This is a genomic window from Seohaeicola nanhaiensis (assembly GCF_042654245.1).
In the GTDB taxonomy this organism is placed as follows: Bacteria; Pseudomonadota; Alphaproteobacteria; order Rhodobacterales; family Rhodobacteraceae; genus Seohaeicola_A; species Seohaeicola_A nanhaiensis.
In genome coordinates, this window is the sequence record NZ_JBHSGI010000002.1 from 905,041 (window position 1) to 931,223 (window position 26,183).

Annotated in this window: 28 protein-coding genes and 1 other RNA gene; 15 read left to right on the top strand and 14 right to left on the bottom strand. The window is 68.3% G+C overall.

Annotated elements, in window-relative coordinates; all coding sequences use genetic code 11:
* Positions 1-3 precede the first annotated feature (3 nt).
* From ACFO5X_RS04560 to ACFO5X_RS04580, 5 genes are all read right to left on the bottom strand, one after another.
* Positions 4-1,467, bottom strand: coding sequence for an efflux RND transporter periplasmic adaptor subunit (locus tag ACFO5X_RS04560; protein WP_380716051.1), 1,464 nt, complete (start codon positions 1,465-1,467; stop codon positions 4-6).
* A gap of 104 nt (positions 1,468-1,571) precedes the next feature.
* Positions 1,572-2,102 carry a molybdenum cofactor biosynthesis protein B gene (moaB, locus tag ACFO5X_RS04565; protein ID WP_380716052.1) on the bottom strand — a complete coding sequence of 177 codons (531 nt, stop codon included), beginning with the start codon at positions 2,100-2,102 and terminating at the stop codon, positions 1,572-1,574.
* Positions 2,102-2,719: a LysE family translocator gene (locus ACFO5X_RS04570; protein ID WP_380716053.1), complete on the bottom strand. Its 618-nt coding sequence runs from the start codon at positions 2,717-2,719 to the stop codon at positions 2,102-2,104. Before ACFO5X_RS04570 ends, moaB begins: the two co-directional genes overlap by 1 nt.
* Positions 2,716-3,315 (bottom strand): metallophosphoesterase family protein, encoded by a 600-nt coding sequence (locus ACFO5X_RS04575; RefSeq protein WP_380716054.1) that lies wholly within the window; start codon positions 3,313-3,315, stop codon positions 2,716-2,718. The genes ACFO5X_RS04570 and ACFO5X_RS04575 overlap by 4 nt, the downstream gene beginning before the upstream one ends.
* Positions 3,312-4,088 carry a uracil-DNA glycosylase gene (locus tag ACFO5X_RS04580; protein WP_380716055.1) on the bottom strand — a complete coding sequence of 259 codons (777 nt, stop codon included), beginning with the start codon at positions 4,086-4,088 and terminating at the stop codon, positions 3,312-3,314. Before ACFO5X_RS04580 ends, ACFO5X_RS04575 begins: the two co-directional genes overlap by 4 nt.
* Before the next feature lie 52 nt (positions 4,089-4,140).
* Here ACFO5X_RS04580 and ACFO5X_RS04585 point away from each other — a divergent pair, with 52 nt between their 5' ends.
* From ACFO5X_RS04585 to ACFO5X_RS04615, 7 genes are all read left to right on the top strand, one after another.
* Positions 4,141-4,791 carry a scavenger receptor class F, member 2 gene (locus ACFO5X_RS04585; protein ID WP_380716056.1) on the top strand — a complete coding sequence of 217 codons (651 nt, stop codon included), beginning with the start codon at positions 4,141-4,143 and terminating at the stop codon, positions 4,789-4,791.
* A 63-nt stretch (positions 4,792-4,854) separates the two neighbouring features.
* A complete protein-coding gene (locus tag ACFO5X_RS04590; RefSeq protein WP_380716057.1) occupies positions 4,855-5,796 on the top strand; it encodes an aspartate carbamoyltransferase catalytic subunit in 942 nt (313 codons plus the stop codon).
* On the top strand, positions 5,793-6,320 hold the full coding sequence (locus tag ACFO5X_RS04595; protein WP_380716058.1) for a hypothetical protein: 528 nt from the start codon (positions 5,793-5,795) through the stop codon (positions 6,318-6,320). The genes ACFO5X_RS04590 and ACFO5X_RS04595 overlap by 4 nt, the downstream gene beginning before the upstream one ends.
* A 13-nt stretch (positions 6,321-6,333) precedes the next feature.
* Positions 6,334-7,644 (top strand): dihydroorotase, encoded by a 1,311-nt coding sequence (gene pyrC, locus ACFO5X_RS04600; protein WP_380716059.1) that lies wholly within the window; start codon positions 6,334-6,336, stop codon positions 7,642-7,644.
* Complete coding sequence (plsY, locus tag ACFO5X_RS04605; RefSeq protein ID WP_380716060.1) at positions 7,644-8,249, top strand: glycerol-3-phosphate 1-O-acyltransferase PlsY; 606 nt, start codon at positions 7,644-7,646, stop codon at positions 8,247-8,249. The genes pyrC and plsY overlap by 1 nt, the downstream gene beginning before the upstream one ends.
* A 96-nt stretch (positions 8,250-8,345) precedes the next feature.
* Complete coding sequence (locus ACFO5X_RS04610) at positions 8,346-9,113, top strand: intradiol ring-cleavage dioxygenase (RefSeq protein WP_380716061.1); 768 nt, start codon at positions 8,346-8,348, stop codon at positions 9,111-9,113.
* A gap of 52 nt (positions 9,114-9,165) precedes the next feature.
* Positions 9,166-9,702 (top strand): GbsR/MarR family transcriptional regulator, encoded by a 537-nt coding sequence (locus ACFO5X_RS04615; RefSeq protein ID WP_380716062.1) that lies wholly within the window; start codon positions 9,166-9,168, stop codon positions 9,700-9,702.
* Positions 9,703-9,756: 54 nt separating this feature from the next.
* Here the strand turns inward: ACFO5X_RS04615 and ACFO5X_RS04620 are convergent, their stop codons facing one another.
* The 4 genes from ACFO5X_RS04620 to ACFO5X_RS04635 form a co-directional block, all read right to left on the bottom strand.
* Positions 9,757-11,127 carry a glutamate--cysteine ligase gene (locus tag ACFO5X_RS04620; RefSeq protein ID WP_380716063.1) on the bottom strand — a complete coding sequence of 457 codons (1,371 nt, stop codon included), beginning with the start codon at positions 11,125-11,127 and terminating at the stop codon, positions 9,757-9,759.
* Positions 11,128-11,239: 112 nt separating this feature from the next.
* Positions 11,240-11,767: a hypothetical protein gene (locus ACFO5X_RS04625; protein ID WP_380716064.1), complete on the bottom strand. Its 528-nt coding sequence runs from the start codon at positions 11,765-11,767 to the stop codon at positions 11,240-11,242.
* The gene (locus ACFO5X_RS04630; protein WP_380716065.1) at positions 11,764-12,402 is read right to left on the bottom strand and encodes a hypothetical protein; all 639 of its coding nucleotides are present in this window, start codon (positions 12,400-12,402) and stop codon (positions 11,764-11,766) included. Before ACFO5X_RS04630 ends, ACFO5X_RS04625 begins: the two co-directional genes overlap by 4 nt.
* Entirely contained in the window at positions 12,399-13,121 is a 723-nt protein-coding gene (locus tag ACFO5X_RS04635; protein WP_380716066.1) for a 16S rRNA (uracil(1498)-N(3))-methyltransferase, read from the bottom strand. The genes ACFO5X_RS04630 and ACFO5X_RS04635 overlap by 4 nt, the downstream gene beginning before the upstream one ends.
* 12 nt (positions 13,122-13,133) lie before the next feature.
* On the opposite strand from ACFO5X_RS04635, the gene ubiA reads away from it, so the two are divergent.
* From ubiA to ACFO5X_RS04650, 3 genes are all read left to right on the top strand, one after another.
* Complete coding sequence (gene ubiA / locus ACFO5X_RS04640) at positions 13,134-14,096, top strand: 4-hydroxybenzoate octaprenyltransferase (RefSeq protein WP_380716067.1); 963 nt, start codon at positions 13,134-13,136, stop codon at positions 14,094-14,096.
* Between the two features lie 65 nt (positions 14,097-14,161).
* Complete coding sequence (locus ACFO5X_RS04645; RefSeq protein WP_380716068.1) at positions 14,162-16,117, top strand: OmpA family protein; 1,956 nt, start codon at positions 14,162-14,164, stop codon at positions 16,115-16,117.
* The gene (locus tag ACFO5X_RS04650; RefSeq protein WP_380716069.1) at positions 16,114-16,437 is read left to right on the top strand and encodes a hypothetical protein; all 324 of its coding nucleotides are present in this window, start codon (positions 16,114-16,116) and stop codon (positions 16,435-16,437) included. The genes ACFO5X_RS04645 and ACFO5X_RS04650 overlap by 4 nt, the downstream gene beginning before the upstream one ends.
* Positions 16,438-16,533: 96 nt before the next feature.
* On the opposite strand, the gene ACFO5X_RS04655 is transcribed toward ACFO5X_RS04650, so the two are convergent.
* From ACFO5X_RS04655 to ACFO5X_RS04670, 4 genes are all read right to left on the bottom strand, one after another.
* On the bottom strand, positions 16,534-16,971 hold the full coding sequence (locus ACFO5X_RS04655) for a molybdenum cofactor biosynthesis protein MoaE (RefSeq protein WP_380716070.1): 438 nt from the start codon (positions 16,969-16,971) through the stop codon (positions 16,534-16,536).
* Between the two features lie 5 nt (positions 16,972-16,976).
* The gene (gene moaD, locus ACFO5X_RS04660) at positions 16,977-17,222 is read right to left on the bottom strand and encodes a molybdopterin converting factor subunit 1 (protein ID WP_380716071.1); all 246 of its coding nucleotides are present in this window, start codon (positions 17,220-17,222) and stop codon (positions 16,977-16,979) included.
* The gene (gene pgsA, locus ACFO5X_RS04665) at positions 17,222-17,881 is read right to left on the bottom strand and encodes a CDP-diacylglycerol--glycerol-3-phosphate 3-phosphatidyltransferase (RefSeq protein ID WP_380716072.1); all 660 of its coding nucleotides are present in this window, start codon (positions 17,879-17,881) and stop codon (positions 17,222-17,224) included. The genes moaD and pgsA overlap by 1 nt, the downstream gene beginning before the upstream one ends.
* A 62-nt stretch (positions 17,882-17,943) precedes the next feature.
* Positions 17,944-18,639 carry a hypothetical protein gene (locus ACFO5X_RS04670; RefSeq protein WP_380716073.1) on the bottom strand — a complete coding sequence of 232 codons (696 nt, stop codon included), beginning with the start codon at positions 18,637-18,639 and terminating at the stop codon, positions 17,944-17,946.
* A gap of 158 nt (positions 18,640-18,797) precedes the next feature.
* Here ACFO5X_RS04670 and rnpB point away from each other — a divergent pair.
* The 3 genes from rnpB to ACFO5X_RS04685 all read left to right on the top strand — a co-directional run bounded on the left by rnpB (position 18,798) and on the right by ACFO5X_RS04685 (position 22,385).
* Positions 18,798-19,196: RNase P RNA component class A (gene rnpB / locus ACFO5X_RS04675), an RNA gene on the top strand.
* Positions 19,197-19,385: 189 nt separating this feature from the next.
* Entirely contained in the window at positions 19,386-19,787 is a 402-nt protein-coding gene (locus tag ACFO5X_RS04680) for a hypothetical protein (protein ID WP_380716074.1), read from the top strand.
* Positions 19,788-19,892: 105 nt separating this feature from the next.
* Entirely contained in the window at positions 19,893-22,385 is a 2,493-nt protein-coding gene (locus ACFO5X_RS04685; RefSeq protein WP_380716075.1) for a GcvT family protein, read from the top strand.
* A 28-nt stretch (positions 22,386-22,413) separates the two neighbouring features.
* Here ACFO5X_RS04685 and glpK read toward each other — a convergent pair whose 3' ends face one another.
* Positions 22,414-23,892, bottom strand: coding sequence for a glycerol kinase GlpK (gene glpK / locus ACFO5X_RS04690; protein WP_380716076.1), 1,479 nt, complete (start codon positions 23,890-23,892; stop codon positions 22,414-22,416).
* Between the two features lie 176 nt (positions 23,893-24,068).
* On the opposite strand from glpK, the gene ACFO5X_RS04695 reads away from it, so the two are divergent.
* Entirely contained in the window at positions 24,069-25,550 is a 1,482-nt protein-coding gene (locus tag ACFO5X_RS04695; RefSeq protein ID WP_380716077.1) for an ABC transporter substrate-binding protein, read from the top strand.
* A gap of 147 nt (positions 25,551-25,697) precedes the next feature.
* Positions 25,698-26,147 (top strand): hypothetical protein, encoded by a 450-nt coding sequence (locus ACFO5X_RS04700; protein WP_380716078.1) that lies wholly within the window; start codon positions 25,698-25,700, stop codon positions 26,145-26,147.
* The last annotated feature ends 36 nt before the right edge of the window (positions 26,148-26,183 follow it).

The following is a 26,183-nucleotide window of genomic DNA, read 5'->3' on the forward strand; positions in this document are numbered from 1 at the left end:
GTCCTAGCCTCCGATCCGGGATTCGATGCGGGCGACCAGCCGGGCCGGGACCTTTTCTTCGCCGAGTTGCGCCAGCACCCGCGCCTTGACCTCGGCGGGCATCCGGTCGCTCTGTTCGACGAAGGCGACGAGGCGGGCGCGGCGTTCGCTGGTCAGTTCGAGAAGCTCGGGTTCGGCCGAGGCCAGGACCGCCGCCGTCTCGCGGCGCAGCGGCGAGACCTTGATGCCCGGACCCAGAAGCGGGGTGCGGTCGACCACCACCTCCTGCCCGTCGAGCCCCTCGCCGCGCACCAGCACGTTGTCGCCCTGCCGGCGGAGCAGGTCGACCGGAAGCGACTCGAGCCGGTCTTCGGGGCCGACGACCAGCACGGTATTGGCGGCGTCGAGTGCCGAGGACGGCAGGCGGGCCACGTTGTCGAGCGCCGGTTCGTCGACATGGACGCTGACGAAATCGCCGGGCTTGAAGCCGGCGGCGGTGTCGAGACGGGCATAGATCACCCGGCCCGACTGTCCCTCGGCCACCGCCGCACTGTCGCGGCTGATGCGGCCCTGCGCAACGAGATCGGTGCCGGAGATTTCCAGCGCCACCCGCACCGGCGCGGCGATCAGCTGGCCGGCATCGTCGAGCAGGCGGGCGTATTGGGCGGTGGAGACCTGGAACGACACCTCCAGCGCCTTGGGGTCTATCAGCATCGCCAGCTTTTCGTTCGCCTGCACCAGCCGCCCCTCGACCAGCGTGACGCCGCTGAGGGTGGCGTCGAAGGCGGCGGTGATCGTGGTTTCGGCCAGATCGCGGCGCGCCTGATCGCGGGCCAGCGTGGCGCGGGCGATCTGGGTGGCGGCGGAATCGATGCGGGTTTCGGCCTGAGCCACAGCCTGCCGCCGCGACACCACCACCTGACGCGCGGCGGCCGCCGCGAGTTCGGCGGTTTCGACTGCCGCCGCGGTGGCGACGCCGCGCTGTTCCAGGTCCTCCTGCCGCTTCCACGCGCGGTCGCGCAGGTCGGCCTGTTCCTGCGCGGCGGCGAGATCGTCACGCGCGAGTTCGAGCGCGCGGGCGGCGTCGCGCGATTCGGCCTCGGCATCCATCAGGTCGTTTTCCATGCGGTCCAGCGCGGCCTGCGGGTCGGTCGGGTCGAGCCGCACGAGGTCTTCGCCGGCGCGCACGGTGCCGCCTTCCTCGAAGGCGTCGGCCAGCCAGATCACCCGGCCGCCCAGCGCTGCGCGCAGTTCCAGCGAGCGGCGGCTTTGCACCTGGCCGAAGGCTTCGAGTACGGGGACGACGGTTTGAAGCTGTGCCGTGGCGACGTTCACGGCGAAAACCCGTTCGCGCGCGGGGGGCACCCGCTTTTCCGCGTTCAGGCGGGTCTGGATTGCCGAGCCGACGGTGACGCCGGACCAGATCAGCAGCGCCAGCGTCAGCGCCGCAAGAAAGACCCCGGTCAGACTGTGCCTCAGAAACCGCATACCCGTGCCCAATCTCCGCAACCTGCGGACGTCAAAAGAGCCAGCGGCAGGGCACAGATGCCCGGCCGCCAGGCGTTCATCAGGAGTATATACGCCGCGCGGCGCTATTTCCGTCGCTTGTGTTCGTCCAGGCGGGGAAAAATCTCGACGAAGTTGCAGGGCATGTGCCGGTAGTCGAGCTGTTTGACCAGGATTTCGTCCCAGGCGTCCTTGCAGGCGCCGGGGCTGCCGGGCAGCGCGAAGAGGTAGGTGCCGCCGGCGACGCCCGCCGTGGCGCGGCTTTGCACCGCGCTGGTGCCGATCTTGTTCATCGAGACGATGGTGAAGACGGTGGAGAAGGCGTCGATCTCTTTCTCGTAGACGTCGCGGTGGGCCTCGACCGTCACGTCGCGCCCGGTAAGGCCGGTGCCGCCGGTCGAGATGACCACGTCGATTTCCGGGTCGGCGACCCAGGCGCGCAGCTGGTCGGCGATCTGGTCGCGCTCGTCGCGCAGGATGGTGCGGGCGGCGAGGAAGTGGCCGGCGGCGGCGATGCGGTCGACCAGCACCTGGCCCGAGCGGTCGTCTTCCAGCGCGCGGGTGTCGGAGACGGTGAGCACGGCGATGCGGACGGGGATGAAGTCGCGGTCGGCCATCAGGTTACCCTTTCCAGGAAGGCGAGGCGCAGGGCCAGCAGGGCGAAGATGGCGCCGCTGATCCGGCCGAGCCAGGTTTGCGCGGTCTCGGTGGCCAGCCTGCGCCCGAGGCCGCCGGCGAAGATGCCGACCAGCGCGTTGATGATGAAGCCGCCGACGGCCAGCACCGCGCCGAAGATCAGGAACTGGGGCAGCACCGGGCGGGCGGGGTCGACGAACTGCGGGATGAAGGCCAGCACGAAGAGGATGACCTTGGGATTGGTGAGATTCACCACCAGCCCCGCCCGGAAGGCGCGGCGGGCCGGGACCGGCGGGGCGCCGGCCACGGCGGGGCGGGCGCGCAGGGACAGCAGGGCGAGCCAGAGGAGGTAGGCGACCCCGATCCAGCGGATCGCGTCGAACAGCCAGGGCAGCGCGGCCACGGCGGCGCCGAGGCCCAGCGCGGCCAGCGTCACATGCACGAGCGAGCCGGCCGAGATGCCGGCGCTGGCCGCCACCGCCGCGCGCGGGCCCGAGCGCAGGCCCTGCCCGAGGCAGAACATCATGTCCGCGCCGGGAGTCAGGTTCAGCGCCAGAGCCGCCGGCAGGAAGGCCAGCAGGACCAGCGGGTCGATCATGGCGTGACCTCGAACCAGGTCACCGTCGGCCCGAGGTTCACGACCTCCGTTCGCCCGATGGTGCCGCGCTTGCCCCAGCTGTCGTGGATATGGCCGCAGAGGGCCAGTTTCGGCTGGATGCGCACGATGGCCTCGCGGATCGCGGTGGAGCCGAGCGAGAGACCGGCGGAGTTTTCATCCGCCAGCCCCTTGGGCGGCGAGTGCAGGATCAGGATATCGGCCACCGCGCAGGGGGCGAGCAGGTCTTCGGCCTCGGCCTCGGTCAGGTCGCAGGACTGTGGACCAAAGGGCGTGGTGGGCACACCGTAGCCCAGCCCGAAGAGGCGCAGCCCGCTGACCTCGGCGCCGCTGCCGTGCAGGACGGTGGCGTGGTCGGGCGCGGCCTCGGTCAGTTCTGCGAGACTTTCGGCGTTGCCGGGCACCAGGACCAGCGGCTTGTCGATGCCCTCGAGCATCTCCATCGCCTCGGCCAGTCCCTTGCGCATGGTGCAGAAGTCGCCGGCGCCGATGACCAGGTCGGCCTCGGCGCTGGCGGCCACGATGTCGCGGGCGCGGGCGCGGGCCAGATGCAGGTCGGAAAAGGCGAGTATCTTCAACGGTTGTCCTCCAGCCAGGCATTGAGGTCGAGCAGATCGGCCCAGGCTTTCTTCTTCTCGCCGGGCTGGCGCAGCAGGTAGGCCGGGTGGAACATCGGTAGCGCGGGCTTGCCCCAGGCCTCGGTCCATTGCCCGCGCAGCCGGGTGATGCCGCGCCGGCCCAGCACCGCGTCGCAGCTGATATTGCCCATCAGCACCAGAACGTCGGGCGCGGCCAGCTGCACGTGGCGTTCGAGGAAGGGCAGCAGCATGGCGACTTCGTCGGGGCGGGGGTCGCGGTTCTGCGGCGGGCGCCAGGGCAGAACGTTGGTGATGTAGACCGAGTCGCGGCGCGACAGGCCGATGGCGTCGAGCATCCGGTCGAGCAGCTGGCCGGCGCGGCCGACGAAGGGCTTGCCCTGCAGATCCTCGTCGCGGCCCGGCGCCTCGCCGATCAGCATGACGCGCGAGCCGGGCTTGCCGTCGCAGAACACCAGGTTGCGCGCGCCCTTCTTCAGCTCGCAGTGGTCGAATTCGCCCATCGCGTCGCGCAGGTCGTCGAGCGTTGCGGCGGCGCGGGCCATGTCGCGCGCCTCGGCCAGCGGATCGGCCTCGGGCGCGATGAAAGGCGTGGGCGGCGCGGCGGCAGCGGCGGCGGCGCGGGCCCTGGACGGCGAGACATCGGTCAGCGCATAGCGGTCGACCGGGGCGTCGCAGATCGCCTCGGTCGCGCCAAGCTCGATCTGCCACTCGAGCAGCGCCCGTGCCGTATGAAAGTCCAGTGCCGATTCCATGGGTGCAAACTAGGGGCTGGACAGACCGGGTTCCAGCGCCAAGTCTTGGAACATGTCCCGGCTTATCCTCGCGCTTGTCTTCGCGGTCATCGCCCAGGCCGCCGCCGCCCTTGGCAGCTGCGCGCCGGGGCAGACGGCCTGCCTGAGCGGCAACTGCTGCCCGATGGGCACGACATGCGCGCTGGACGGGACCTGCCTGCCCATCGGTGCGACCTCGTGCGGGGGCGGGCGATTCTGCCGGATGGGCGAGAGCTGCATGCCCGATGGCAGCTGCGCGCCGGCCGGGTCGCAGCGGTGCGGCAATGGCGTGATCTGCAAGCCGGGCACCTATTGCGCCTCGGGCGGGACCTGCCTGCGCACGGGATACAAGGATTGCGGGCTGGGCCGGTCCTGCGCGCCGGGCAGCGAGTGCATGCCGGGCGGCGGCTGCGCGCCGGCGGGGACGGCGGTCTGCACCGGCGGCGGCACCTGCGGGCCGGGGCAGAAGTGCAGCCTGGGCGGGGGCTGTGTGCCGCGTGCGTCCACCGACTGCGGCAGCGGACGCTGGTGCCCGCCCGCGACGCTGTGCCTGGCCGATGGCCGCTGTTCCGCACCCGGCGCGACCCGCTGCACCACCGGCACGATCTGCCTGCCCGGCAGCCGCTGCACCGCCGAGGGCACCTGTGCGCCGACGATCCGCCCGAAGGCGCGGCCCGACGAATGACGCCCGGTTGCAGGGCCGCCGCGCCCTACCTATAAGAAGCCGCGCAGACGAGCGGAGCCGCCGATGACATTCTCGCACCGACACCTTCTTGGGATCGAGCACCTGGCGCCCGCCGAGATCACCGCGATCCTGGATCTGGCCGACGACTACGCCGCCCTGAACCGCGCCGCCGACAAGCATGGCGATGCGTTGAAGGGCCTGACCCAGATCAACATGTTCTTCGAGAACTCGACGCGGACGCAGGCCAGCTTCGAACTGGCGGGCAAGCGGCTGGGAGCGGATGTGATGAACATGTCGATGCAGACCTCGTCGGTGAAGAAGGGCGAGACGCTGATCGACACGGCGATGACGCTGAACGCCATGCATCCCGACCTGCTGGTGGTGCGGCACGGATCGTCCGGCGCGGTCGATCTGCTGGCGCAGAAGGTCAATTGCGCCGTGCTGAACGCCGGGGACGGGCGGCACGAACATCCGACGCAGGCGCTGCTGGACGCGCTGACGATCCGGCGGGCCAAGGGGCGGCTGCACCGGCTGAACGTGGCGATCTGCGGCGACATCGCCCATTCGCGTGTGGCGCGGTCGAACATCCTGCTGCTGAACCGGATGGAAAGCCGGATCCGGCTTATCGGGCCGCCGACGCTGATGCCCGCAGGCGTCGAAGATCTGGGCTGCGAGGTTTATGGCGACATGAGCGAGGGGTTGAAGGATGTCGACGTGGTGATGATGCTGCGGCTTCAGAAAGAGCGCATGGATGGCGGGTTCATCCCGTCGGAGCGCGAGTATTACCACCGCTATGGCCTCGACGCCGAGAAGCTGGCGCTGGCCAAGCCGGACGCCATCGTGATGCATCCGGGGCCGATGAACCGGGGCGTCGAGATCGACGGCACGCTGGCCGACGACATCAACCGCAGCGTCATTCAGGATCAGGTCGAGATGGGCGTCGCCGTGCGCATGGCCGCGATGGACCTGCTGGCCCGCAATCTGCGGCAGGCGCGCGCAGCATGAGCGATATGATGACCGTCCGCCCCGGCGAGATGCGCGCCGTAAGGGTCTTTCACCTGGACCTCGCGCCCGAACATGTCCGTTTCCTGCGCGACGAGCCCGGCGCGCTGGCCGATGCGCTGGGGGTGCCGGATCTGGACCCGGCGCATGTGCAGATCCTGAAGATTGCCGATCTCGACGAGCTGGGGCTGGCCACCTACCTGACCGAGGGTGCGGGTGTGGAGGAGGCCGAAGTCGCCCCCGACCGCGCCCGGCTGGACGCCCTGACGGGCTATGTGCTGATCCTGCTGAGCCGCGCGCATCAGGGCCGGGCCGAGACGCTGACGCCGCGCAAGGGGATCGTGCCGGTTGCGGTCTATGGCCAGCCCGCCACCGACTGGACCGGCGAGCGCATCGCCACCGAAAGCGCCCTGCCCGGCCGGGTGCCGCCGCGCGCGGCGCGCGCGCGGGCGCGGCGCATCGGCGGCGGGATCTTTGTCGTGGTGATGGTGCTGGTGGCGCTGATCCTCTGGCTGGTGCTTCGATGACCAAGGACAACGCATGACCACCCTCTTCACCAATGCCCGGCTGATCGACCCCGAGGCCGGAACCGACAGCATCGGCCACCTGCTTGTGCGCGACGGGGCCATCGCCGCGCTGGGGGCCGGTGGGGGCGATATTCCCGGGTTTCTTGCCGCGCAGGGGCTGACGGAGGAGCAGGTCGAGATCACCGATGCGCGGGGCAAATGCCTGGCCCCCGGCATCGTCGACATCGGCGTGAAGGTCTGCGAACCGGGCGAGCGGCACAAGGAGAGCTATCGCTCGGCCGGGCTGGCGGCGGCGGCGGGGGGCGTCACGACGATGGTCACGCGGCCCGACACCGAGCCGGCCATCGACACGCCCGAGGTGCTGGAATTCGTGCGCCGCCGCGCCAACGAGGCCGCGCCGGTCAACGTGCTGGTGATGGCCGCGCTGACCAAGGGCCGCGCCGGGCGCGAGATGACCGAGATCGGCTTCCTGATGGACGCCGGCGCGGTGGCCTTCACCGATTGCGATCATGTCGTGACCGACACAAAGGTGCTGTCGCGCGCGCTGACCTATGCCCGCTCGCTGGGCGCGCTGGTCATCGCCCATCCGCAAGATCCGGGCCTGTCGGCCGGGGCGGCCGCGACCTCGGGCAAGTTCGCGAGCCTGCGCGGCCTTCCCGCCGTCTCGCCCATGGCCGAGCGGATGGGGCTGGACCGTGACATCGCCCTGATCGAGATGACCGGGGCGAAGTACCACGCCGACCAGATCACCACGCGCCGCGCCCTGCCCGCGCTGGCGCGGGCCAAGCGCAACGGGCTGGACATCACGGCGGGCATCTCGATCCATCACCTGACGCTGAACGAATTCGACGTCGCCGACTATCGCACCTTCTTCAAGGTCAAGCCGCCGCTGCGTGCCGAAGAGGACCGGCAGGGCATGATCGAGGCGGTGGCCGAGGGGCTGATCGACGTGATCTGTTCGATGCACACGCCGCAGGACGAGGAATCCAAGCGCCGCCCCTTCGAGGAGGCGGCCAGCGGCGCGGTGGGGCTGGAAACGCTGCTGCCCGCCGCGCTGCGGCTGTATCACGCCGGGCACCTGACCCTGCCGCAGCTGTTCCGGGCCATGGCGCTGAACCCGGCAAGGCGGCTGGGTCTGGCCTCGGGGCGACTGGCGGTGGGTGCGCCCGCCGATCTGGTGCTGTTCGACGCCGATGTGCCCTTCGTGCTCGACCGCGCCACGCTGCAGTCGAAATCGCGCAACACCCCGTTTGACGGCGCGCGGATGCAGGGTAGGGTTCTCGCGACCCTCGTGGCCGGAAAGGCCGTCTACCGGAGACCCTGATGCCCGTATTCGACGCCCCGGCCCTGATGCTGATCCTTGTCGCCATCATCGGCTATCTGCTGGGCACCATCGCTGCCGGGCTGCTGATCTCGCGGATGATGGGGCTGGGCGACCTGCGCAAGATCGGGTCGGGCAACATCGGCGCGACCAATGTGCTGCGCACCGGCAACAAGGGCGCGGCAGCGCTGACGCTGGTCTTCGACGCTTTGAAGGGTGTCGTGGCGGTGCTGGTCGGGCGGATGCTGGCCGGCGAGTCGGGGGCGCAGATTGGCGCGCTGTTTGCCGTGCTGGGGCATTGCTGGCCGGTCTGGCTGGGGTTCAAGGGCGGCAAGGGCGTCGCCACCTTCCTGGGCGTCTGGCTGGCGCTGGCCTGGCCCGTGGGGCTTGCCTGCTGCGCGACATGGGCGGTGGTGGCGGCCCTGCGCCGCATTTCCTCGCTGGCCGCGCTGGCGGCGGCGGCGAGTTCGACCCTCTGGGCGATGCTCTTCGGTTATTCCGGCACGGTGGTGCTGGCCCTCGCGCTGACCGGGCTGATCTTCTGGCGCCACAGCGCCAATATCGCCCGGCTGCGGGCGGGGACCGAGCCGCGGATCGGGCAGCGCTGAGCGGCGGATTTCCACCGCCACACGCAGATTTGCGCGACGGAGAGCGGGCAAAGGTGCATTCATTACTGTGCAGTCAATAACACAGGACATCCGAAGATGGCCGACCCTCAGACCCCGCCGCGCTCGCGGCGCGAGTTTCTGGCCGCGCTTGCGGCCTCTCCCTTTGTCACCCTGGGTGCGGGGGTGTTTCCCTCGCCGTTGCGCGCCGAGGCGGCCGCCGCCGGGCTGATCGGCGCGAACGCCTGCATCCTGACGCCCGAATCGACGGCCGGCCCCTATTACATCGACCCGGGGCTGATCCGGCGCGATATCACCGAGGATCGGGCCGGCGTGGCGATGCAGCTGCGCCTGCAGGTCGTGACCGCCGACTGCCAACCGGTCGAGGGCGCGCGGGTGGATGTCTGGCATTGCGACGCGGCGGGGAATTATTCGGGCTTTGCGCGGCAGGGCAGCGACCGGCGGGTCAGCACCAAGGACCGGACCTTCCTGCGCGGAACCCAGTTCACGGAAGGCGGCGGCGTCGCGGTCTTCGACACCATCTATCCGGGTTGGTATCGCGGGCGGACGACGCATGTGCACTACCGGGTGTTCCTGGAGGAGACCACCGTTCTGACCGGGCAGATCTTCTTTCCCGATGCGCTGAGCGCCTATCTGTTCCAGTCGGTGCCGCCCTACAACGACCGCACCGCCCAGCGGGATACGGTGAACGCGAGCGACGGCATCGCCCGGCAGGCAGGCGAGACCGCCTATGCGGCGATCCGTGAACAGCCCGGGTTCTACGACGCCGCGCTGGTGGTCGGGATCGCGCCCGAGGCCCGGCCGCAGGGCGCGAGGTTTGGCGGGATGCGCCCGCCGGCGGGTTGACTTTCGGCGTATTTCGGTAATTTCTGTGATTACAGAAATTTTAGGCGCGCCAATGAACCTGACCCCCGCCATGACGGCCTTCATCCTGCACTGGGGCGACATGGGATCGCGCTGGGGGGTCAATCGCTCGGTCGCGCAGGTGCACGCGCTGCTGCATCTCGCGCCCGAGCCGCTGACGGCGGAAGAGATCTGCGAGACGCTGGAGCTGGCCCGGTCGAACGTCTCGACCGCGCTGAAGGAGTTGCAGGGCTGGAGACTGGTCCGGGTCAGCCGAGAGATTGGCGACCGGCGCGACCGCTTCACCGCGATCCGCGATTTGTTCGATCTGGTAACTGCGGTGGTCGAGGCGCGGCGCGCGCGGGAATTCCTGCCCACGTTCAATGCCTTGCAGCAGATCGCGCTGGAGGCCGAGGGCGACCGGACCCCGCCCCCGATCCGCGCGCGCATCATCGAGACGCTGGACGTGATGCAGCTGTTCGACCGCTGGTATACGGAGGTTTCGGGATTGCCGCGGCCGGTGCAGATGACGGTGCTCAAGCTTGGCGCGAAGATCGGCAAGCTGGTCGGCAAGAAGAAACGGGCGGAATGAGACAGATTTCTCTGGTTTCAGAAATTTCGGAAACCAGAGAAATCCGGTGCTGGCTCAGTAGCTGTATTCGGGATAGATCCGGCTGAGATCGCCGTTCCAGTCGCCGTTATAGTGGTCGAGCAGCTCGTCCGCCGGGACCTTGCCGGTCTCGACGCTTTCCTTCAGCGCGTTGAGGAAATGCGTCTCGTCCGGCACGAGCCCGCCCGCGCCCGGCCTGGCGCGTGCCTTCAGGCCTGCCTCGGAGATCGCCACCGCCTCGCGCGCGATGTCGTGCAGCGAGATGCCGTCGACCACGCCAGCCAGTGCCTGCTCTCCCGCGACGACGCGCATCCCTTCGCGCGTCTCGGCGCTCCAGCCCTTGACCAGATCCCAGGCCGCATCCAGCGAGGACTGGTCGTACATCAGCCCGACCCAGAAGGCCGGCAGCGCACAGAGCCGCCGCCAGGGGCCGCCATCGGCGCCGCGCATCTCGATGAACTTCTTCAGCCGCGCCTCGGGGAAGACGGTCGTCAGGTGGTCGGCCCAGTCGGACAGCGTCGGCGTCTCGCCCGGAAGCGCAGGCAGCTGGCCCTTGAGGAAGTCGCGGAACGACTGGCCCAGCGCGTTGATGTATTTGCCGTCGCGATAGACGAAATACATCGGCACATCGAGCACGTATTCGACCCAACGCTCGAACCCAAAATCCTGATCGAAGACGAAGGGGATCATCCCCGTCCGCGCCGGATCGAGATGCCGCCAGACCCAGGCGCGGTAGGACCGCACGCCGTTCGGCTTGCCCTCGAAGAAGGGCGAATTGGCGAAGAGGGCATTGGCGATGGGTTGCAGCGCGATGGCGACGCGCATCTTCTGCACCATGTCCGCCTCGGTGGCGAAATCGAGGTTCACCTGCACGGTGCAGGTGCGCCGCATCATCGTGGTGCCCGCGGTGCCAACGGTCTGCATGTAGCCGTCCATCAGCTTGTAGCGGCCCTTGGGCATCAGCGGCATCTGGTCATGCGTCCAGACCGGCGCGGCGCCCAAGCCGATGAAGCCGACACCGACCTTGTCGGCGATGTCCTTCACCTCGGCCAGGTGTTCGTTCACCTCGTCGCAGGTCTGGTGGATCGTCTCGACCGGCGCGCCCGACAGTTCGAGCTGGCCGCCCGGTTCCAGGCTCACGTTGGCGCCGTTCTTGGTGAGGCCGATCAGGTTGCCGCCTTCTTCGAGCGGGGCCCAGCCGTGCTTGTCGCGCAGGCCTTCGAGGACGGCACGGACCGAGCGTTCGCCCTCGTAGGGAATCGGCAGCAGGCTGTCCTTGCAATAGCCGAACTTCTCGTGCTCGGTGCCGATGCGCCACTGGTCCTTCGGCTTGCAGCCGGATGCCAGGTATTCGGCCAGTTGCTCGTGCCGTTCGATCGGCCCGCCGCCGGACTGGGGGATGGACATGGAATGGTTCCTTGGATCGTGTTCCGGCCAGAGGTGAAGCGGAAGGCCGGGCCTGTCAACCCGCCAGAACGCCAGAGCGACCTGTGCATTTCTGAGGGATGCCTGCGGTTTTCTAATTAAGCCGCAGATGCGGCGGCCGCGTCGGGGCCTTTTCCCAGATCACCACCGGATGCACCGCGCCGCCGCGCAGCTGCGCGAGCATGTGTTCGGTGCGCATTCCGGGCAGGGTGGCGAAGATGTCGAACAGCCCCTCGGCGCCCTGTGCGGTGACCGGAATCGCCAGCGGCGGCATCCCCGGCTGACTCAGCACCCAATGCGCCGGATGCTGGGTCGGGTCGAGCGTCAGCCGCTCCATCTCGCGCGCCGCGACCACGCCGCCGGTGAGCGGGCCGAAGTAGGAGATCTGCCCTTCGTCCACGCTGACGACGCCTGGCCCCTCGCCTTCGAGCCGGAACCGCGCCCGCTGCGCCCCGACAACGCCCATGGCAAAGCCGCCCACGACCAGCACCCAGCCGATCCAGCCGAGCAGCCCGCCCGGCCCCGCCGCCCAGCTGAGCCCCAGCAGCGCCACCGCCGCCCCCGCGATCACCTCGCGCCAGCGCCAGAGGGTGGTGCGCACTTCGGGGCGGATGAAGGTCATTGCCACAGGCTCCTTGCAACGCCCTGATAGGGTGCCGGTATCGGCTCGAATTTCATGCGCGAAAAGTCCTGCAACAGCTGGTCCCCGTCCGGGGTCTTCCTGAACAGCCGCGCCTCCCGGCAAGAATAGCGGCCCGCAAGGTCGTCCGGCTGGCCGCGCCGGGCACGTTCTTTGCTCTGCACCGCCGCCCGATGGCCGGCAGACAGGGGTTCCCCGACACTGTTCATATAGACCCCCGGTGGCGCCAGTTGCAGACCGCTGAAGGAAAAGGCTGCCGGATCGGCGTTCACCTTCAAGGCAAGAGTGGCGTCATCCACGAAGAACCCACCCAGGTCCCAGGTCAGCAGGCCAGTAACATGGGCGATGGCCGTAAAGAATGGAGGGTGACTGACGGCAAGGAAGGCCCAGCCTCCGTTCATCCCGGCATAGAGGAAGCGGCTGCCATCGGGCGACAGCGCACAATCCTGCGGATAGATGGTCTTCTTGATCCACTGGCCCAGCGTATAGCTGTCGCTCCGCAGATCCCATCCGATCAGGCGATGGAGCTTGTTTGAGGCCCGGTACAGGATGACAGCCTTTTCCCGGTCCCTGGAAAAGAACAGGTTCAGCTCCCGACGCGGCGCCTGCGCCCTCATCGCCAATCCCCCAGGCGGGCCTGCCAGAGGACCAGTGCGGCGACCGCCGCCGTGTCGGCGCGCAGGATGCGGGGGCCGAGGCTGAGGGTGCGGGCGAAGGGGAGGCGCGCCAGGCGGGCGCGTTCGGTGTCGGAGAAGCCGCCCTCGGGGCCGATCAGCACCGCCGCCGGTCCCGGGGCGAGGCCATCGAGGCCGGCGGGCGTGCCGGCCGCGCCCTCGTCGCAGAAGATAAGCGCGCGGTCCGCGGGCCAGTCGGCGAGCAGGCGCTCGAGGCGCGCGGCCTCGGCGACCTCGGGCAGATGGGTCGCGCCGCATTGCTCGGCGGCTTCGACCGCATGGGCCTGCAGGCGGTCCTGGCGGACGCGTTCGGAATTGGTGAATTCGGTCATCACCGGCTGGATGCGGGCGACGCCGAGTTCGACCGCCTTTTCCACGATGAAATCGGTGCGCGCCTTCTTGATCGGCGCGAACAGCAGCCAGAGGTCGGGCGGATCGGCCTGGGGACGGGTCTGTTCGGCGATGGTCAGCGTGCCGCCGCGCTTGCCGGCCTCGGCGACCGTGGCCAGCCATTCGCCCTGGCGGCCGTTGAAGGCCAGAACGCTGTCGCCGACCCCCAGCCGCATCACCCCGAAGAGGTAATGCGTCTGGTCCCGGGACAAATCGACCGATTGCCCCTGCGCCAGATCGTGCTCTACATACAGTCTGATCTTCGCAGCCATGGACAGGGATATATGCAAGCCAACGCCCCGACGCCAGATACGCAGGTTGCCGACGCCGAACCGGGCAACTGGGTCGACCGCTGGGCCCCCGCCGCCGCGCGGCCGTATCTGCGGCTGTCACGGCTCGACCGGCCCAGCCCGGCCCTGTTGCTGCTGTTCCCCTGCTGGTGGGGGCTGGCGCTGGCGATGCTGGCCGGACAGGACGCGCGCTGGGAGGATCTGTGGATCTTCGCCGGCTGCGGGTTCGGCGCCTTCCTGATGCGCGGAGCGGGCTGCACCTGGAACGACATCACCGACCGGCATATCGACGGCAAGGTCGCGCGCACCCGGTCGCGGCCGATTCCCTCGGGCGCGGTCAGCGTGCGGCAGGCGCTGGTCTGGATGGCGCTGCAGGCGCTGATCGCCTTTGCCATCCTGCTGACCTTCCACCGCGCCGCCATCGCCCTGGGCGTGCTCTCGCTGTTTCTCGTCACCATCTATCCCTTCGCCAAGCGCTTCACCTGGTGGCCGCAGGTCTTCCTCGGCCTCGCCTTCAACTGGGGCGCGCTGCTGGCCTGGGCGGCACATGCGGGTGCGCTGCACTGGCCGCCGGTGGTGCTGTATCTCTCGGGGATCAGTTGGACGCTGTTCTACGACACGATCTACGCCCATCAGGACGCCGAGGACGACGCGCTGATCGGCGTGAAGTCCACCGCGCGGCTCTTCGGCGCCGAAACGGTGCGCTGGCTGAAGTATTTCCTGGCCCTGACCGTCGCGCTGATGGGGCTGTCGATCATCCTCGCGCTGATGCCGAAGGCCTCGGTCCTGGCGCTGGCGCTGGCGTTGGTCGGCCCCTGGGCGATGGGCTGGCACATGGCCTGGCAGCTGCGCGGCTTCGATCACACGGATGGGGCGAAGATGCTGCAGCTGTTTCGCGCCAACCGCGATACCGGCCTTATTCCGCTCATCTTCCTCGGGCTTGCGCTGTTCGTGTGATTGAACCCCATGGCCCGCGCCGCTAAGACGGCGGGGCAGTTTTCCGGGAAGTTAGGATCCGGCCGATGCGTTTTCCCACCGTTCTTGTCGTCGCTGCGGCCTTCGTCATCGCGGGCGCGCTCAGCCTCTTTGCCGCGGGGTTCATGGCCACCGCTGTCGAGGAAAAGACCGAGATCGCGGTGCGTCAGGCGCTGGACAGCGCGCATCAGGACTGGGCCGAGGTCGAATCGGACGGGTTGCAAGTGATCCTGACGGGCACCGCGCCGGACGAGGCCCACCGCTTCGACGCGCTGAGCACCGTGGGCCGGGTCGTCGATACCGCGCGCATCATCAACGCCACCGAGGTCGCGCCGTCCCGGGCCATTGCGCCGCCGCGCTTTTCGGTCGAGATCCTGCGCAACCATGCCGGCATCTCGATTGCCGGGCTGGTGCCGAAGAAGACCGACCGCGCGGCGCTGATCGCGGCGCTGGGCCGCGCCGCGGGTGGCGCGCCGGTCAGCGACCTGATGCAGTCGGCCGATCACCCCGAGCCGCCCGGCTGGTCCGATGCGCTGGGCTTTACCATCACGGCGCTGGCAAAGCTGCCGCGCAGCAAGGTTTCGGTCGATGCCGGGCGGGTCAGCATCACCGCGATTGCCGAAAGTGCCGAGGCGCGACGCAAGCTGGAGGCCGAGCTGCGCAAGGCGACGCCGCCCGGGCTGCGCGTCTCGCTGAAGATTTCGGCGCCGCGCCCGGTCATCACGCCGTTCACGCTGCGCTATATCCTCGACGAATCAGGCGGGCGCTTCGACGCCTGCTCGGCCGATACCGAGGACGCGCGGGAACGCATCCTGGCCGCCGCCCAAGCAGCCGGGCTGCAGCGCACCGGGTCGTGCAAGCTGGGCCTGGGCGTGCCTTCGCCGAGCTGGTCGGAAGCGGCGGCGCTGGCGATCCACGCAGTGGCCGCGCTGGGACAGGGCAGCGTCACCTTCTCGGACGCCGACATCACGCTGGCCGCCGTCGAAGGCACCGACCCCGCGCTGTTCGACAAGGTGGTGGGCGAGCTGGAGAACGCCCTGCCCGCCGTCTTCGCGCTGCACGCCGTGCTGCCGCCGCCGCCGGGCAAGGCCGAATCCGGCCCGCCCGAGTTCACCGTCACCCGCAGCCCCGAGGGGCTGGTGCAGCTGCGCGGCCGCGTCGGCGACGAGACGCTGCGGCGGATGGCCGACGCCTATGCCAAGGCGCGCTTTGGCAGCCAGTCGGTCTATACCGCCGCGCGCGTGGCCGAGAACCTGCCGGCGGACTGGCCGGTGCGGGTGCTCTCGGCGCTGGAGGCGCTGTCGCATCTGACCCATGGCGCGGTGGTCGTGTCGCCCGACTCGCTGGATGTGCGCGGCACCGCCAACCGGGAGGAAGCGAGCGCCGAGATTGCGGCGCTTCTGTCGGAGAAGCTGGGGGAAGGCGAGACCTTCACGCTGGACATCGCCTATCAGGCGCCCCCGGCGGTGGAGGAGGATTCGGCCCCGACCCCCGAGATGTGCGAGACCGCGCTGGCGGATATCCAGGCGACCTCGGGCAAGATCAGTTTCGAGCCGGGCTCGGCGACCATCGCCGCGGATTCGCTGGACACCATGGAGGCGATTGCCGAGCTGCTGGGCAATTGCGGCGATCTCAAGCTGGAGATCCAGGGGCATACGGACAGCCAGGGCCGCGACGAGATGAACCAGAAGCTGAGCCAGGAGAGGGCCCAGTCGGTGCTGAACGAGCTGCGCGCGCGGCGCATCCTGACATCGAGCTATACCGCCATCGGTTATGGCGAGACCCGGCCCATCGCCGACAACAAGACCGAGGAAGGCCGCGAGACCAACCGCCGGATCGAATTCCGCCTGATCCGCCCCGAACCGGTAAAAGAGGCCCCGACGACGCTGGAAACGGTTGCACAGGAGGCCCCGGTCGGCGATGCAGGGGACGAGGGTGCGGAGCCGGCCGATCAGGAAGCCTCCCCGCCCGCAGAAACGGGCGGCGAAGGGAGCGGGGATTGAACCGGGCACAATTCATCATCGCAACGGCGATCATTCTGTTCGCGGCCTTCTGCGTGGGCTGGTTCGCCAACTGGCTGGTGCATCGCTTTACCCGTGTCAGCGCCTCGGACGTGAACGAGCTGGACCGGATGAGTCGGGAACTGCACGAGGCGGAGGAGACTCGCGATCAGGCGATCGTCTGGCTGCAGGCGCGGGAGGCGGAACTGTCGAACCAGCTGGCCCAGACCGAGGCCGAACTGCGCGCCGCCATGGAAGGCCTGCGCGACGCCCGCGCCGAGGCCGAGGATCTGCGCACCATCCTGGAACGCGCGCGGGGCTGACTGGCCGGGCCCTGGGGGCGCTGCCCCCGCCGCGCCTGCGGCGCGACTCCCCGGAGTATTTGGAAAGAGAAGAAGCCAGGAGCGCCTGGCGAGGCGTTACCAGCGGCCGAGGGCGGCTTCGTCGGAGTCTTTGGAGGCCACCCATTCCGCGCCGTCGGCGGTGAATTCCTTCTTCCAGAAGGGGGCGCGGGATTTCAGGTAGTCCATCAGGAATTCCGCGGCCTCGAAGGCGGCCTGCCGGTGTGCCGAGGCGGTGGCGACCATCATGATCCGTTCGCCCGGTTCGAGCCGCCCGTGGCGGTGGATCACCAGCACGTCGGCCAGATCCCAGCGCTGTGCGGCCTCTTCGGTGATCTTTGTCACCGCCGCCTCGGTCATGCCGGGGTAGTGTTCGATCTCCATCGCGGCGAGGCGGCCGCCGGCGTCGCGGACCACGCCGGTGAAGGTGACCACCGCGCCGACGCCGGCGGCGGCGCCGAAGGACTCGGCCTCGGCGCCGAAATCGAAGGGGGCGGACTGGACGACGACGCGCATGGGCCTCAGCCCCCGGTCATCGGCGGGAAGAAGGCGACCTCGCGCGCGCCGGCGAGGGGGGCGTCGAAATCGGTGAGCTGCTGGTCGACGGCGACGCGCAGGGCCGAGATATCGGCGAAGGCGGCCGCGTAGCGCGGCTCGCGCGTGCGCAGTTCCTCGACCAGGTCTGCCACGGTGGCGGCGGCGGTGTCGATCCGTTCCTTGGGCAGCCCGATGCGTTCGCGCACCCAGGCGAAATAGAGCACGTCCATCAGCGCACCTCCTTCAGGTGGGGCAGCGCCTTGCGGAAATAGTCATAGCCCGTCATCAGCGTCAGCCCCGCGGCGACCCAGAGCAGCCAGAGCCCGGCACGGCCCGAAGCGTCCACCGCCGCTGCCTTCCAGCGCAGGCCGTGTGAGTCGGGCAGCCGGCCCGAGATCACCGAGCCGAACTGTTCCGGGTCCATGCCCCAGGCGGCGACGCCCAGATAATGCTCGAAAATGCCCTGGCTGAACAGGACCGCGATGGCGACCATCTGCGCCGTGGTCTTCCACTTGGCCAGTCTGGTGACCCGCAGCGTGCCCGAGACATTGCCGAGGTATTCGCGCAGGCCCGAGACGAAGACCTCGCGGAAGAGGATCACGGTGGCGGGCAGCACCAGCCAGGGCGACATCGAGGAATAGCCGACGATCACCATGAGCGCGACGACGACCATCGCCTTGTCGGCGATCGGATCCAGCATCGCGCCCATGCGGGTTTCCTGCTTCCACATGCGGGCGAGATAGCCGTCGAACCAGTCGGTTATCGCCGCGCCGAGGAAGAGCACGAGGGCGAACCAGTCGGCGTAGGGACGGGCGAAGAAGAGGAACATCACCGACAGCCCGGGCGCTGCCAGAAGGCGCATGGTCGTCAGCAGAGTCGGAATGTTCATACCAAGCATGGGGCGAGGCATAGCCGTTCGCACTGGCCAAGGAAAGAGCCGCCGGACCGGGCCTAGGCGGCGATGCCGAGCGCGGTCAGCGCCTTGCGGACCGCGTCGCGGAGGGACCGGGCCTGAATGTCGCCGATCCAGCTGTCGTTCGAGCGCTTGATGGTTTCGATGCGGCGCTGTTCGTCCTGGGCAAGCGTGACGATGCGTGCGTGGGCCTTTTGCAGCCGGGCCAGCGGCGCGCGCAGCGCCTGCACGGCGGCGAGCGTGCGGGCGGCGCCGGGGCGGTCCATGTCGCGGACACTGGCGGCGCAGGCGCGTTCGGCGGAGCGCTGGAGGTCGGCGAGCTGGGCGATCTGGCGTTCCTGCCGGGTGGATTCGCCGATCAGCAGCGCGCAGTCGAGCAGGCGGCAGCGCAGGGCGCAGTCGTGGTTGAGCAGCGCGCTCAGATAGGTGCCGCGAGCCTTGCGGGCCTCGGGTGAATCCTCGCCGTATTCGCCGACGGCGGTCCACCACCCGGTCCAGGCCTCGCCGGTGGGCACGCGGATCGGCTCGAACCGGCTGGTCGCCACCTCGAGCGTCGCGCGGCCGCGTTCGCGCAACAGGCGAGCGAGCCGGCGCGCCTCGCGCTCGGTTGCGGGATCGTCGGAGGCGGGGGCGGCCTCGCAGAGCTGGCCGAGGCTGTCGAAGAGATCGGTCTTCGGGTCGAAGTAGCCGTGTTCCCTGCCCAGGCGGGACAGGGCGACCTTCAATTCGGTCATGGTTGTCTCCCGTGGTCCGGCGCGCGGGTGAGTGGGCCGCGCCAGGGCCTCGCATTGCATCGCTTCGACATTAGAGCCGCCGGGGCCGGCCGGTCTGTGACACAGGTCACACAAGCCGCGCTTGACCCGCGCCGCGCCGCCTGTCAAAGCGGGGCCGCGCGGAGGGCCGGATGGCCGCGGGCCGGGAAACCGGTCCGAGGAAAGTCCGGACTCCGGAAGGCAACGGTGCCGGGTAACGCCCGGGCGGGGCAACCCGACGGAAAGCGCCACAGAGAACAGACCGCCCCGGTCCGCCGGGGTAAGGGTGAAACGGTGGGGTAAGAGCCCACCGCGCCCCTGGCAACAGGGGCGGCACGGCAAGCCCCACCGGGAGCAATGCCGAATAGGACCCCCGCGCGGGACCGGTCCCGCAAGGGAGACCGCCGCTAGGCGCGCTTTCGCCGAGAGGGGTCGGGTTGGCAGCTCAAGGCCCATGGCAACATGTGCCGTAGAGGAATGGTCATCGAACGGCAGGCAACTGCCGGGAACAGAATCCGGCTTACAGGCCCTCCGCGCAATTATTCTCCACAATTCCGCCTTTCCGCATGTGGACAACATGTGAACAAAGCTAATACATTGATTTTACGCGCAAAGAGGGAATTTTAGCAATTTCTCAAAATTCGCCGAATTGAACGAAACAGGCCGCATTCCTGCCCGTTTTCGGCGATCATATTCCCCAAAGACAAACAACATCCGGAGCCAGTGCGTTGGGCAAGCTTGCATTTCTCATTTTCTGTACCATTGCTTTCCTTTTCGTCATCGGCATCGATTTCGCGCAGCAGCGCGGCGCTTCGGCGGGCACCTTCGGGCCCGCCGACTATCTGGACACCGTCCGTCACCGCATCGGGTTTGGCGTGACGGCCGCCTCGACCCCCGATTCGCCGGAAGCGGTACCTGCGCAGAACGTTCAGCCGGCAGAAACGCAGGCCACGACCGGGCCGCTCAAGCAGGCCCTGAACAGCGACGGTGGCAAGGCCGTCTTTGAGGTGATGAAGGCGGGCAGCTATGTGGGCCCGGCCGCGGCGGAGCCTCCGGCGGTGATCGTCAACCGGCCGTCGAAAAAGACCTCGGGTTGTGGTGCGGGCAGCTTCTGCGGCGTCACCAACTGACGCCCGGGCCGCCATGTCGCATTCAGTTCGCGACGTGTCGGACGGGCTCCCCAAGCATTCGTGAATGGCGCTATTGAGAGGGAGCAACCTGTCGGAGTCGCTCTCATGAAAAGCCATGTCAAAGCTCTGGTCGTCGGCGGCGGTGCCGTCGGGACGAGTATCGCCTATCACCTTGCCCGCGGCGGGTGGAGCGACGTCATGCTGCTGGAGCGCGACGAGCTGACCTCGGGGTCGACCTGGCACGCGGCCGGGCTGTTGCCGCTGTTCAACATGAGCTTTGCGACCACCCATATCCACAAGTATTCGGTCGATTTCTACAAGACGCTGGAGGAAGAGACCGGGCTGAACGCGGGGTTTTCGGTCGTCGGGAACCTGCGGATGGCGCAGACGGATGCGCGGATGGACGAATATATGGTCTATGCGACCACCGCCGAGACCTGCGGCGTGCCCTTCGAGTGGCTGAGCCCGAAGGACATCAAGGACCGCTGGCCGCTGGTGCGCACGGACGACCTTAAGGGCGCGATCTTCCACCCGACCGATGGCTATATCAACCCGGCCGACGTGACGATGGCGATGGCCAAAGGCGCGCGCCAGCGCGGTGTCACCATCGAGCGCAAGTGGCAGGTGGATGGCTACGCGTGGACCGGGTCGGAGTGGCGCGTCAGCGTGACGAAGATGGTGGAGCAGGGCGGCAACCTCGTTCCCTCGGATGAAAAGGCCGTCATCACCGCCGAACATGTCGTGACGGCCACGGGCAACCATGCGCAGCGCACCGCGCGGCTGCTGGGGATCAAGATCCCGGCGATCCCGGTGGAGCACCAGTATATCGTGACCGAGCCGGATCCGGCGCTGGTGGAGTGGCGCAAGTCCAACCCGCAGCACCCGGTGCTGCGCGATGCGGACGCCAAGTGGTATGTGCGCGAGGAGCGGGGCGGCTGGATCCTGGGCCCCTACGAGCACGGCGCGCCGGCGCGGTTCCTCTATGACGTGCCGGAGTCGTTCCGCGCCGATCTCTTCCCGCTGGATCTGGAGCGGATCGAGCAGGAATACATGAGCATGATCCACCGGATTCCGACCTCGGAAACCGTGGGGCTGAAGGACGATTTCAACGGGCCGATCTGCTATACGCCGGATGGCAACCCGCTGGTCGGCCCGGCGCCGGGGCTGCGCAACATGTGGCTGGCCGAGGGGTTCTCGTTCGGGATCACCGCCGCGGGCGGCACGGGGTATTACCTGGCGCAGCAGATGATCGAGGGCGAGGCCGAGATCGACATGGCCTCGCTGGATCCGAAGCGCTACGGGTCGTGGATGACGACGGAATATGCGGCGCGCAAGAATGAGGAATGCTATGCGCATGTCTTCATCCTGCACCACCCGGACGAGGAGCGCGAAGCCTGCCGGCCGCTGCGCACGACGCCGGTCTATGACCGCCAGAAGGCGAAGGGCGCGCAGTTCGGGCAGGTGAACGGCTGGGAGCGGCCGAATTACTATGCGCCGCAGGGGTTCGACGATCACGCCGCGCGCAGCTTCCGGCGGGGCGGCTGGTGGCAATATGCGGTGGAAGAGGCGAAGGCGGTGCGCGAGAGCGTCGGTCTGATCGACGCCAGCGCCTTTACCAAGCATCGCGTCTACGGGCCGGGGGCAACCGCGTTCCTGGACCATTTCACCTGCAACAAGCTGCCGAAGGTCGGGCGCATCAACCTGACCTATGCGCTGACCTCGGCAGGGACGACGCGCACGGAATACACCATCGTGCGGAAGGGCGAGGACGATTATTACCTCGTGTCCGCCGGTGCCTGGACGGCCTATGATGCGGATTTCCTGAAGAAGGCGGCGGAGGATCACATGGCGGCGGGCGGCGGGTTCGTCGTCATCCAGGATGTGACGACGCAATATGGCGTCTTCGCGCTGGCCGGGCCGAAATCGCGCGATCTGCTGAAGGAGCTGATCCGCGACGCGGAGCCCGAGACGGCGCTGTCGAACAAGCGGTTCCCCTGGCTGTCGGCGCGCGACATCGAGCTGAGCATGGTGCCGGTGATGGCGATCCGGGTGGCCTATACGGGCGAACTGGGCTGGGAGCTGCATCACCCCATCGAGATGCAGGCGCATCTGTGGGACCGGCTGATGGAAACGGGCGAAAAGCACGGGCTGAAGCTGGTGGGCGCGCGGGCGCAGAACTGGCTGCGGCAGGAGAAGAGCTATCGCGCCTTCGGCACCGAACTGGGCCGTGACGCGACGCCGCTGGAGGCGGATTTGCCGCGGTTTGTCGACCTGTCCAAGGAGTTCCACGGCAGGGCGGCGATGGAGGCCAAGGGCATCCGGTCGAAATGCGTGACGCTGTTGATCGACGGGCCGGCGGATGCCGATCCCTGGGGACGCGAGGCGCTGTATGACGGGGCCGAGCGCGTCGGGCGGCTGACCTCGGGCGGGTATTCGGTGGTCTTCGGCAAGTCCATCGGGATGGGCTACGTCAAGCCGGAGCTGGCGACGGTGGGCCGCAAGCTGAAGGTGAAGATGCTGAACCAGCTGTGGGACGCCGAGATCGTGGAGGACAGCCCCTACGATCCGAAGAACGAGGTCATCCGCAAGGACGGGTGATCGGCGGCGGGGCGAGCCCCGCCCTGCCCTAGACGCTCATCGCGGCCGCGACGGCGCGTTTCCAGCGGGCGTAGCGGGCCTCGCGCGGGGCGGCGTCGAGCGTGGGTTCGAAGCGGCGATCGAGCGCCCAGGTCGCGGCAAAGCCGTCGCGGTCGGGGTAGACCCCGGCGCGCATACCGGCGAGCCAGGCGGCCCCCAGCGCGGTGGTTTCCTGCATGACCGGCCGGTCGACCGGGGCGCCGAGCAGGTCCGAGAGGCTTTGCATCGTCCAGTCGCTGGCGCTCATCCCGCCGTCGACGCGCAGGATCGTCTCGGCCTCGGCGGCCCAGTCGGCGTGCATCGCCTCGACCAGGTCACGGGTCTGGAAGGCGACGCTTTCGAGCGCGGCCTTCGCGATCTCGGCCGCGCCGGTGTTGCGGGTCAGGCCGAACATCGCGCCGCGGCAGTCCGGATCCCAGTAGGGCGCGCCGAGGCCGGTGAAGGCGGGCACGATCACCACGTCCTGCGCCGGATCGGCGGACCTCGCGAGCGCGCCGGACTGGTCGGCGCGTTCGATGATCTTCAGACCGTCGCGCAGCCATTGCACCACGGCGCCGGCGATGAAGATCGAGCCTTCCAGCGCATAGGCGCGCTGGCCGCCGATCTGGTAGGCGATGGTGGTGAGCATCCGGTTGTCCGAGCAGACCGGGCTGTCGCCGGTGTTCAGCAGGGCGAAGCAGCCGGTGCCGTAGGTCGATTTCATCATGCCGGGCTGGAAGCAGGCCTGACCGATGGTCGCCGCCTGCTGATCGCCCGCGACGCCGAGGATCGGGATGGAGCCGCCGAGCAGCGTGGTTTCGCCGAAGGCAGCGTCGCAGTCGCGCACGTCGGGCAGCATGGCGGTGGGCACGCCGAGAAAGGCGCACATCTCCTCGCTCCAGCGGCCGGCGCGGATGTCGAAGAGCAGCGTGCGCGCGGCGTTGGTGGCATCGGTCGCGTGGACCCGGCCCTCGGTCAGGCGCCAGATCAAGAAGCTGTCGATGGTGCCGAAGAGCAGGTCGCCCGCCTTGGCCCGGTCGCGGGCGCCGGGCACGGTGTCGAGCAGCCATTTGACCTTGGTCCCCGAGAAATAGGGATCGAGCAGCAGGCCGGTCAGGGCGGTCACCTGGGCCTCGTGGCCGTCCTTTTTCAGCGCGGCGCAGATGTCGGCGGTGCGGCGGTCCTGCCAGACGATGGCATTGTGGATCGCCTTGCCGGTCTTGCGATCCCAGATGACCGTGGTTTCGCGCTGGTTGGTGATGCCGATGGCGGCGATGTCCGAGGCCGAAAGCCCGCCCTTGTCGAGCGCGGCGCGGCACATGGCGAGCGTGGTGGACCAGATTTCCTCGGGGTCGTGTTCGACCCAGCCGGCCTTGGGGAAGTGCTGGGTGAACTCGGTCTGGGCGGTGTGCACGGGGTGCATCGCCGCGTCGAAGAGGATCGCCCGCGACGACGTTGTTCCCTGGTCGATGGCCAGAACATGGCTCATGCCACCTGCCTCCTGCGCATGCAAAAACACTAAGGCGGAGTATTCCCGGCAGAGGCCACGCTGCCAACCCCCGCCGCGCCATTAATCGCTTGTGTCGCCGCCGAACTTTGCCAAGACTGAGCGGAGCAACGCCGGAAAAAACCGGCGCGAATCCACATCCGCAGGGGAGTATGCCGATGAACCGTCTTGCCAAGCTGGCCTTTGCCAGCGCGCTGGCCATCACCGCCGGACTGGGCGCCGCGCAGGCGCAGACCGCGATCACCGTGGCGATGCAGCTGGAGCCGCCGCATCTCGATCCGACCAGCGCCGCGGCGCAGGCCATCGACTCGGTGCTTTATACCAACGTCTTCGAGGGGCTGACCAAGTTCCAGGGCGACGGGTCCATCGTGCCGGGCCTGGCGGAAAGCTGGGACATTTCCGAGGACGGGCTGGTCTATACCTTCCACCTGCATGACGGCGTGAAGTTCCACGACGGGACCACGATGGACGGCGAGGACGTGAAGTTCAGCCTCGACCGCGCGCGGGCCGAGGACAGCACCAATGCGCAGAAGGCGCTGTTTGCGGCGGTCGACACGGTGGAGGTGGTCGATCCGCTGACCGTGAAGGTGACGCTGAAGGAGCCGAACGGGCTGTTCCTGTTCAACATGGCCTGGGGCGATGCGGTGATCGTGGCGCCCGAGAGCATCGAGAACATCAAGACCACGCCCATCGGCACCGGCGCCTTCAAGTTCGTGAGCTGGACGCAGGGAGACAAGATCGAGCTGGCGCGCAATGCCGACTACTGGGGCGCCGCTCCGGCGCTGGAGACGGCGACCTTCAAGTTCATCTCGGATCCGACCGCCGCCTTCGCGGCGATGATGGCCGAGGATATCGACGTCTTCTCGGGCTTCCCGGCGCCGGAGAACCTGCCGCAGTTCGAGGCGGATCCGCGGTTCCAGGTGCTGGTCGGCTCGACCGAGGGCGAGACGATCCTGGCGATGAACAACAAGCGCCCGCCCTTCGACAACGTGAAGGTGCGCGAGGCGGTGGCCCATGCCATCGACCGGCAGGCGATCATCGACGGCGCGATGTTCGGCTATGGCACGCCCATCGGCACCCATTTCGCCCCGCACAATCCGGACTACGAGGATCTGACGGCGCTGTCGAACCATGACCCGGAGAAGTCGAAGGCGCTGTTGGCCGAGGCCGGGATGGCCGATGGCTTCTCGACCACGCTGCACCTGCCGCCGCCCTCCTACGCGCGGCGCGGGGGCGAGATCATTGCGGCGCAGCTGGCGGCCGTGGGCATCAAGGCCGAGATCGTCAACGTGGAATGGGCACAGTGGCTGGAGACCGTGTTCCGCGGCAAGGATTTCGGCCTGACCATCGTGAGCCATACCGAACCGATGGACATCGGGATTTATGCCCGGCCGGATTACTACTTCCAGTATGACAACAAGGCCTTCCAGGACCTGATGGCCGAGCTGAACCGGACCACCGATCCGGCGAAGCGCAGCGAGATGCTGAAGCAGGCGCAGGAGATGATCGCGAAGGATTACGTGAACGGCTACCTGTTCCAGCTCGCCATGCTCTCGGTCGCGAAGGCCGGCGTCGAGGGCCTGTGGGTCAACGCGCCGACGGCGGCGGTGGATCTGACCGTGGTGAAGTGGAAGCAGTGATCCGTCAGCGGATCGCGGAGACAGGGGGCCGGTGAAAGCCGGCCCTTTTCTTTTGGGGACCGGGCGCTCGAGAACCCTTGCAGAGCGTCATGCCCGGCACCGGCCGGCTGTCGTTGATGTTGGCAATTGATCTTGCTAGGTTTCAGTATGGCCGGCCGAATTTTTCAGACAGCGGCGCTGCGTATTCTTGTGGTGGTGCTCGGGGGCAGCCTCCCCGCGCTTGCGGCCGCGAATGATGTTCCGCGGATGCCTGACGGCAAAGTCGATGTCGACGCAGTCATGTCATCGTTCCATGCAGGAATGGGCCTCACGCGCGATGGACCGGCTGGTGATATCGATGGTGAATTTCTCGGCGAACCGTTTCATGCGCAGTATGAACCTTCCGCCGACCCGCTTACCTACGTCTGGTCGATACAATCCGAAGGCCTCTCCGAGGAAGCCGTCTATCTTGCAGCGGTCCTGCTGGCCGGTTTGATCTGTGACAGAGACCATCATCGGCCGGTTCAGGTGAACTGGAGCGATACCTCCGTGAAGATCGGAGGAGGCTGGCGCGTTTTGTCGACCTGTTCACGGGAGCAACCAAAGATCGGCAACTGAGGGCGTCGACGGGTGCCTGGGCCGGGGCGCGGTTGC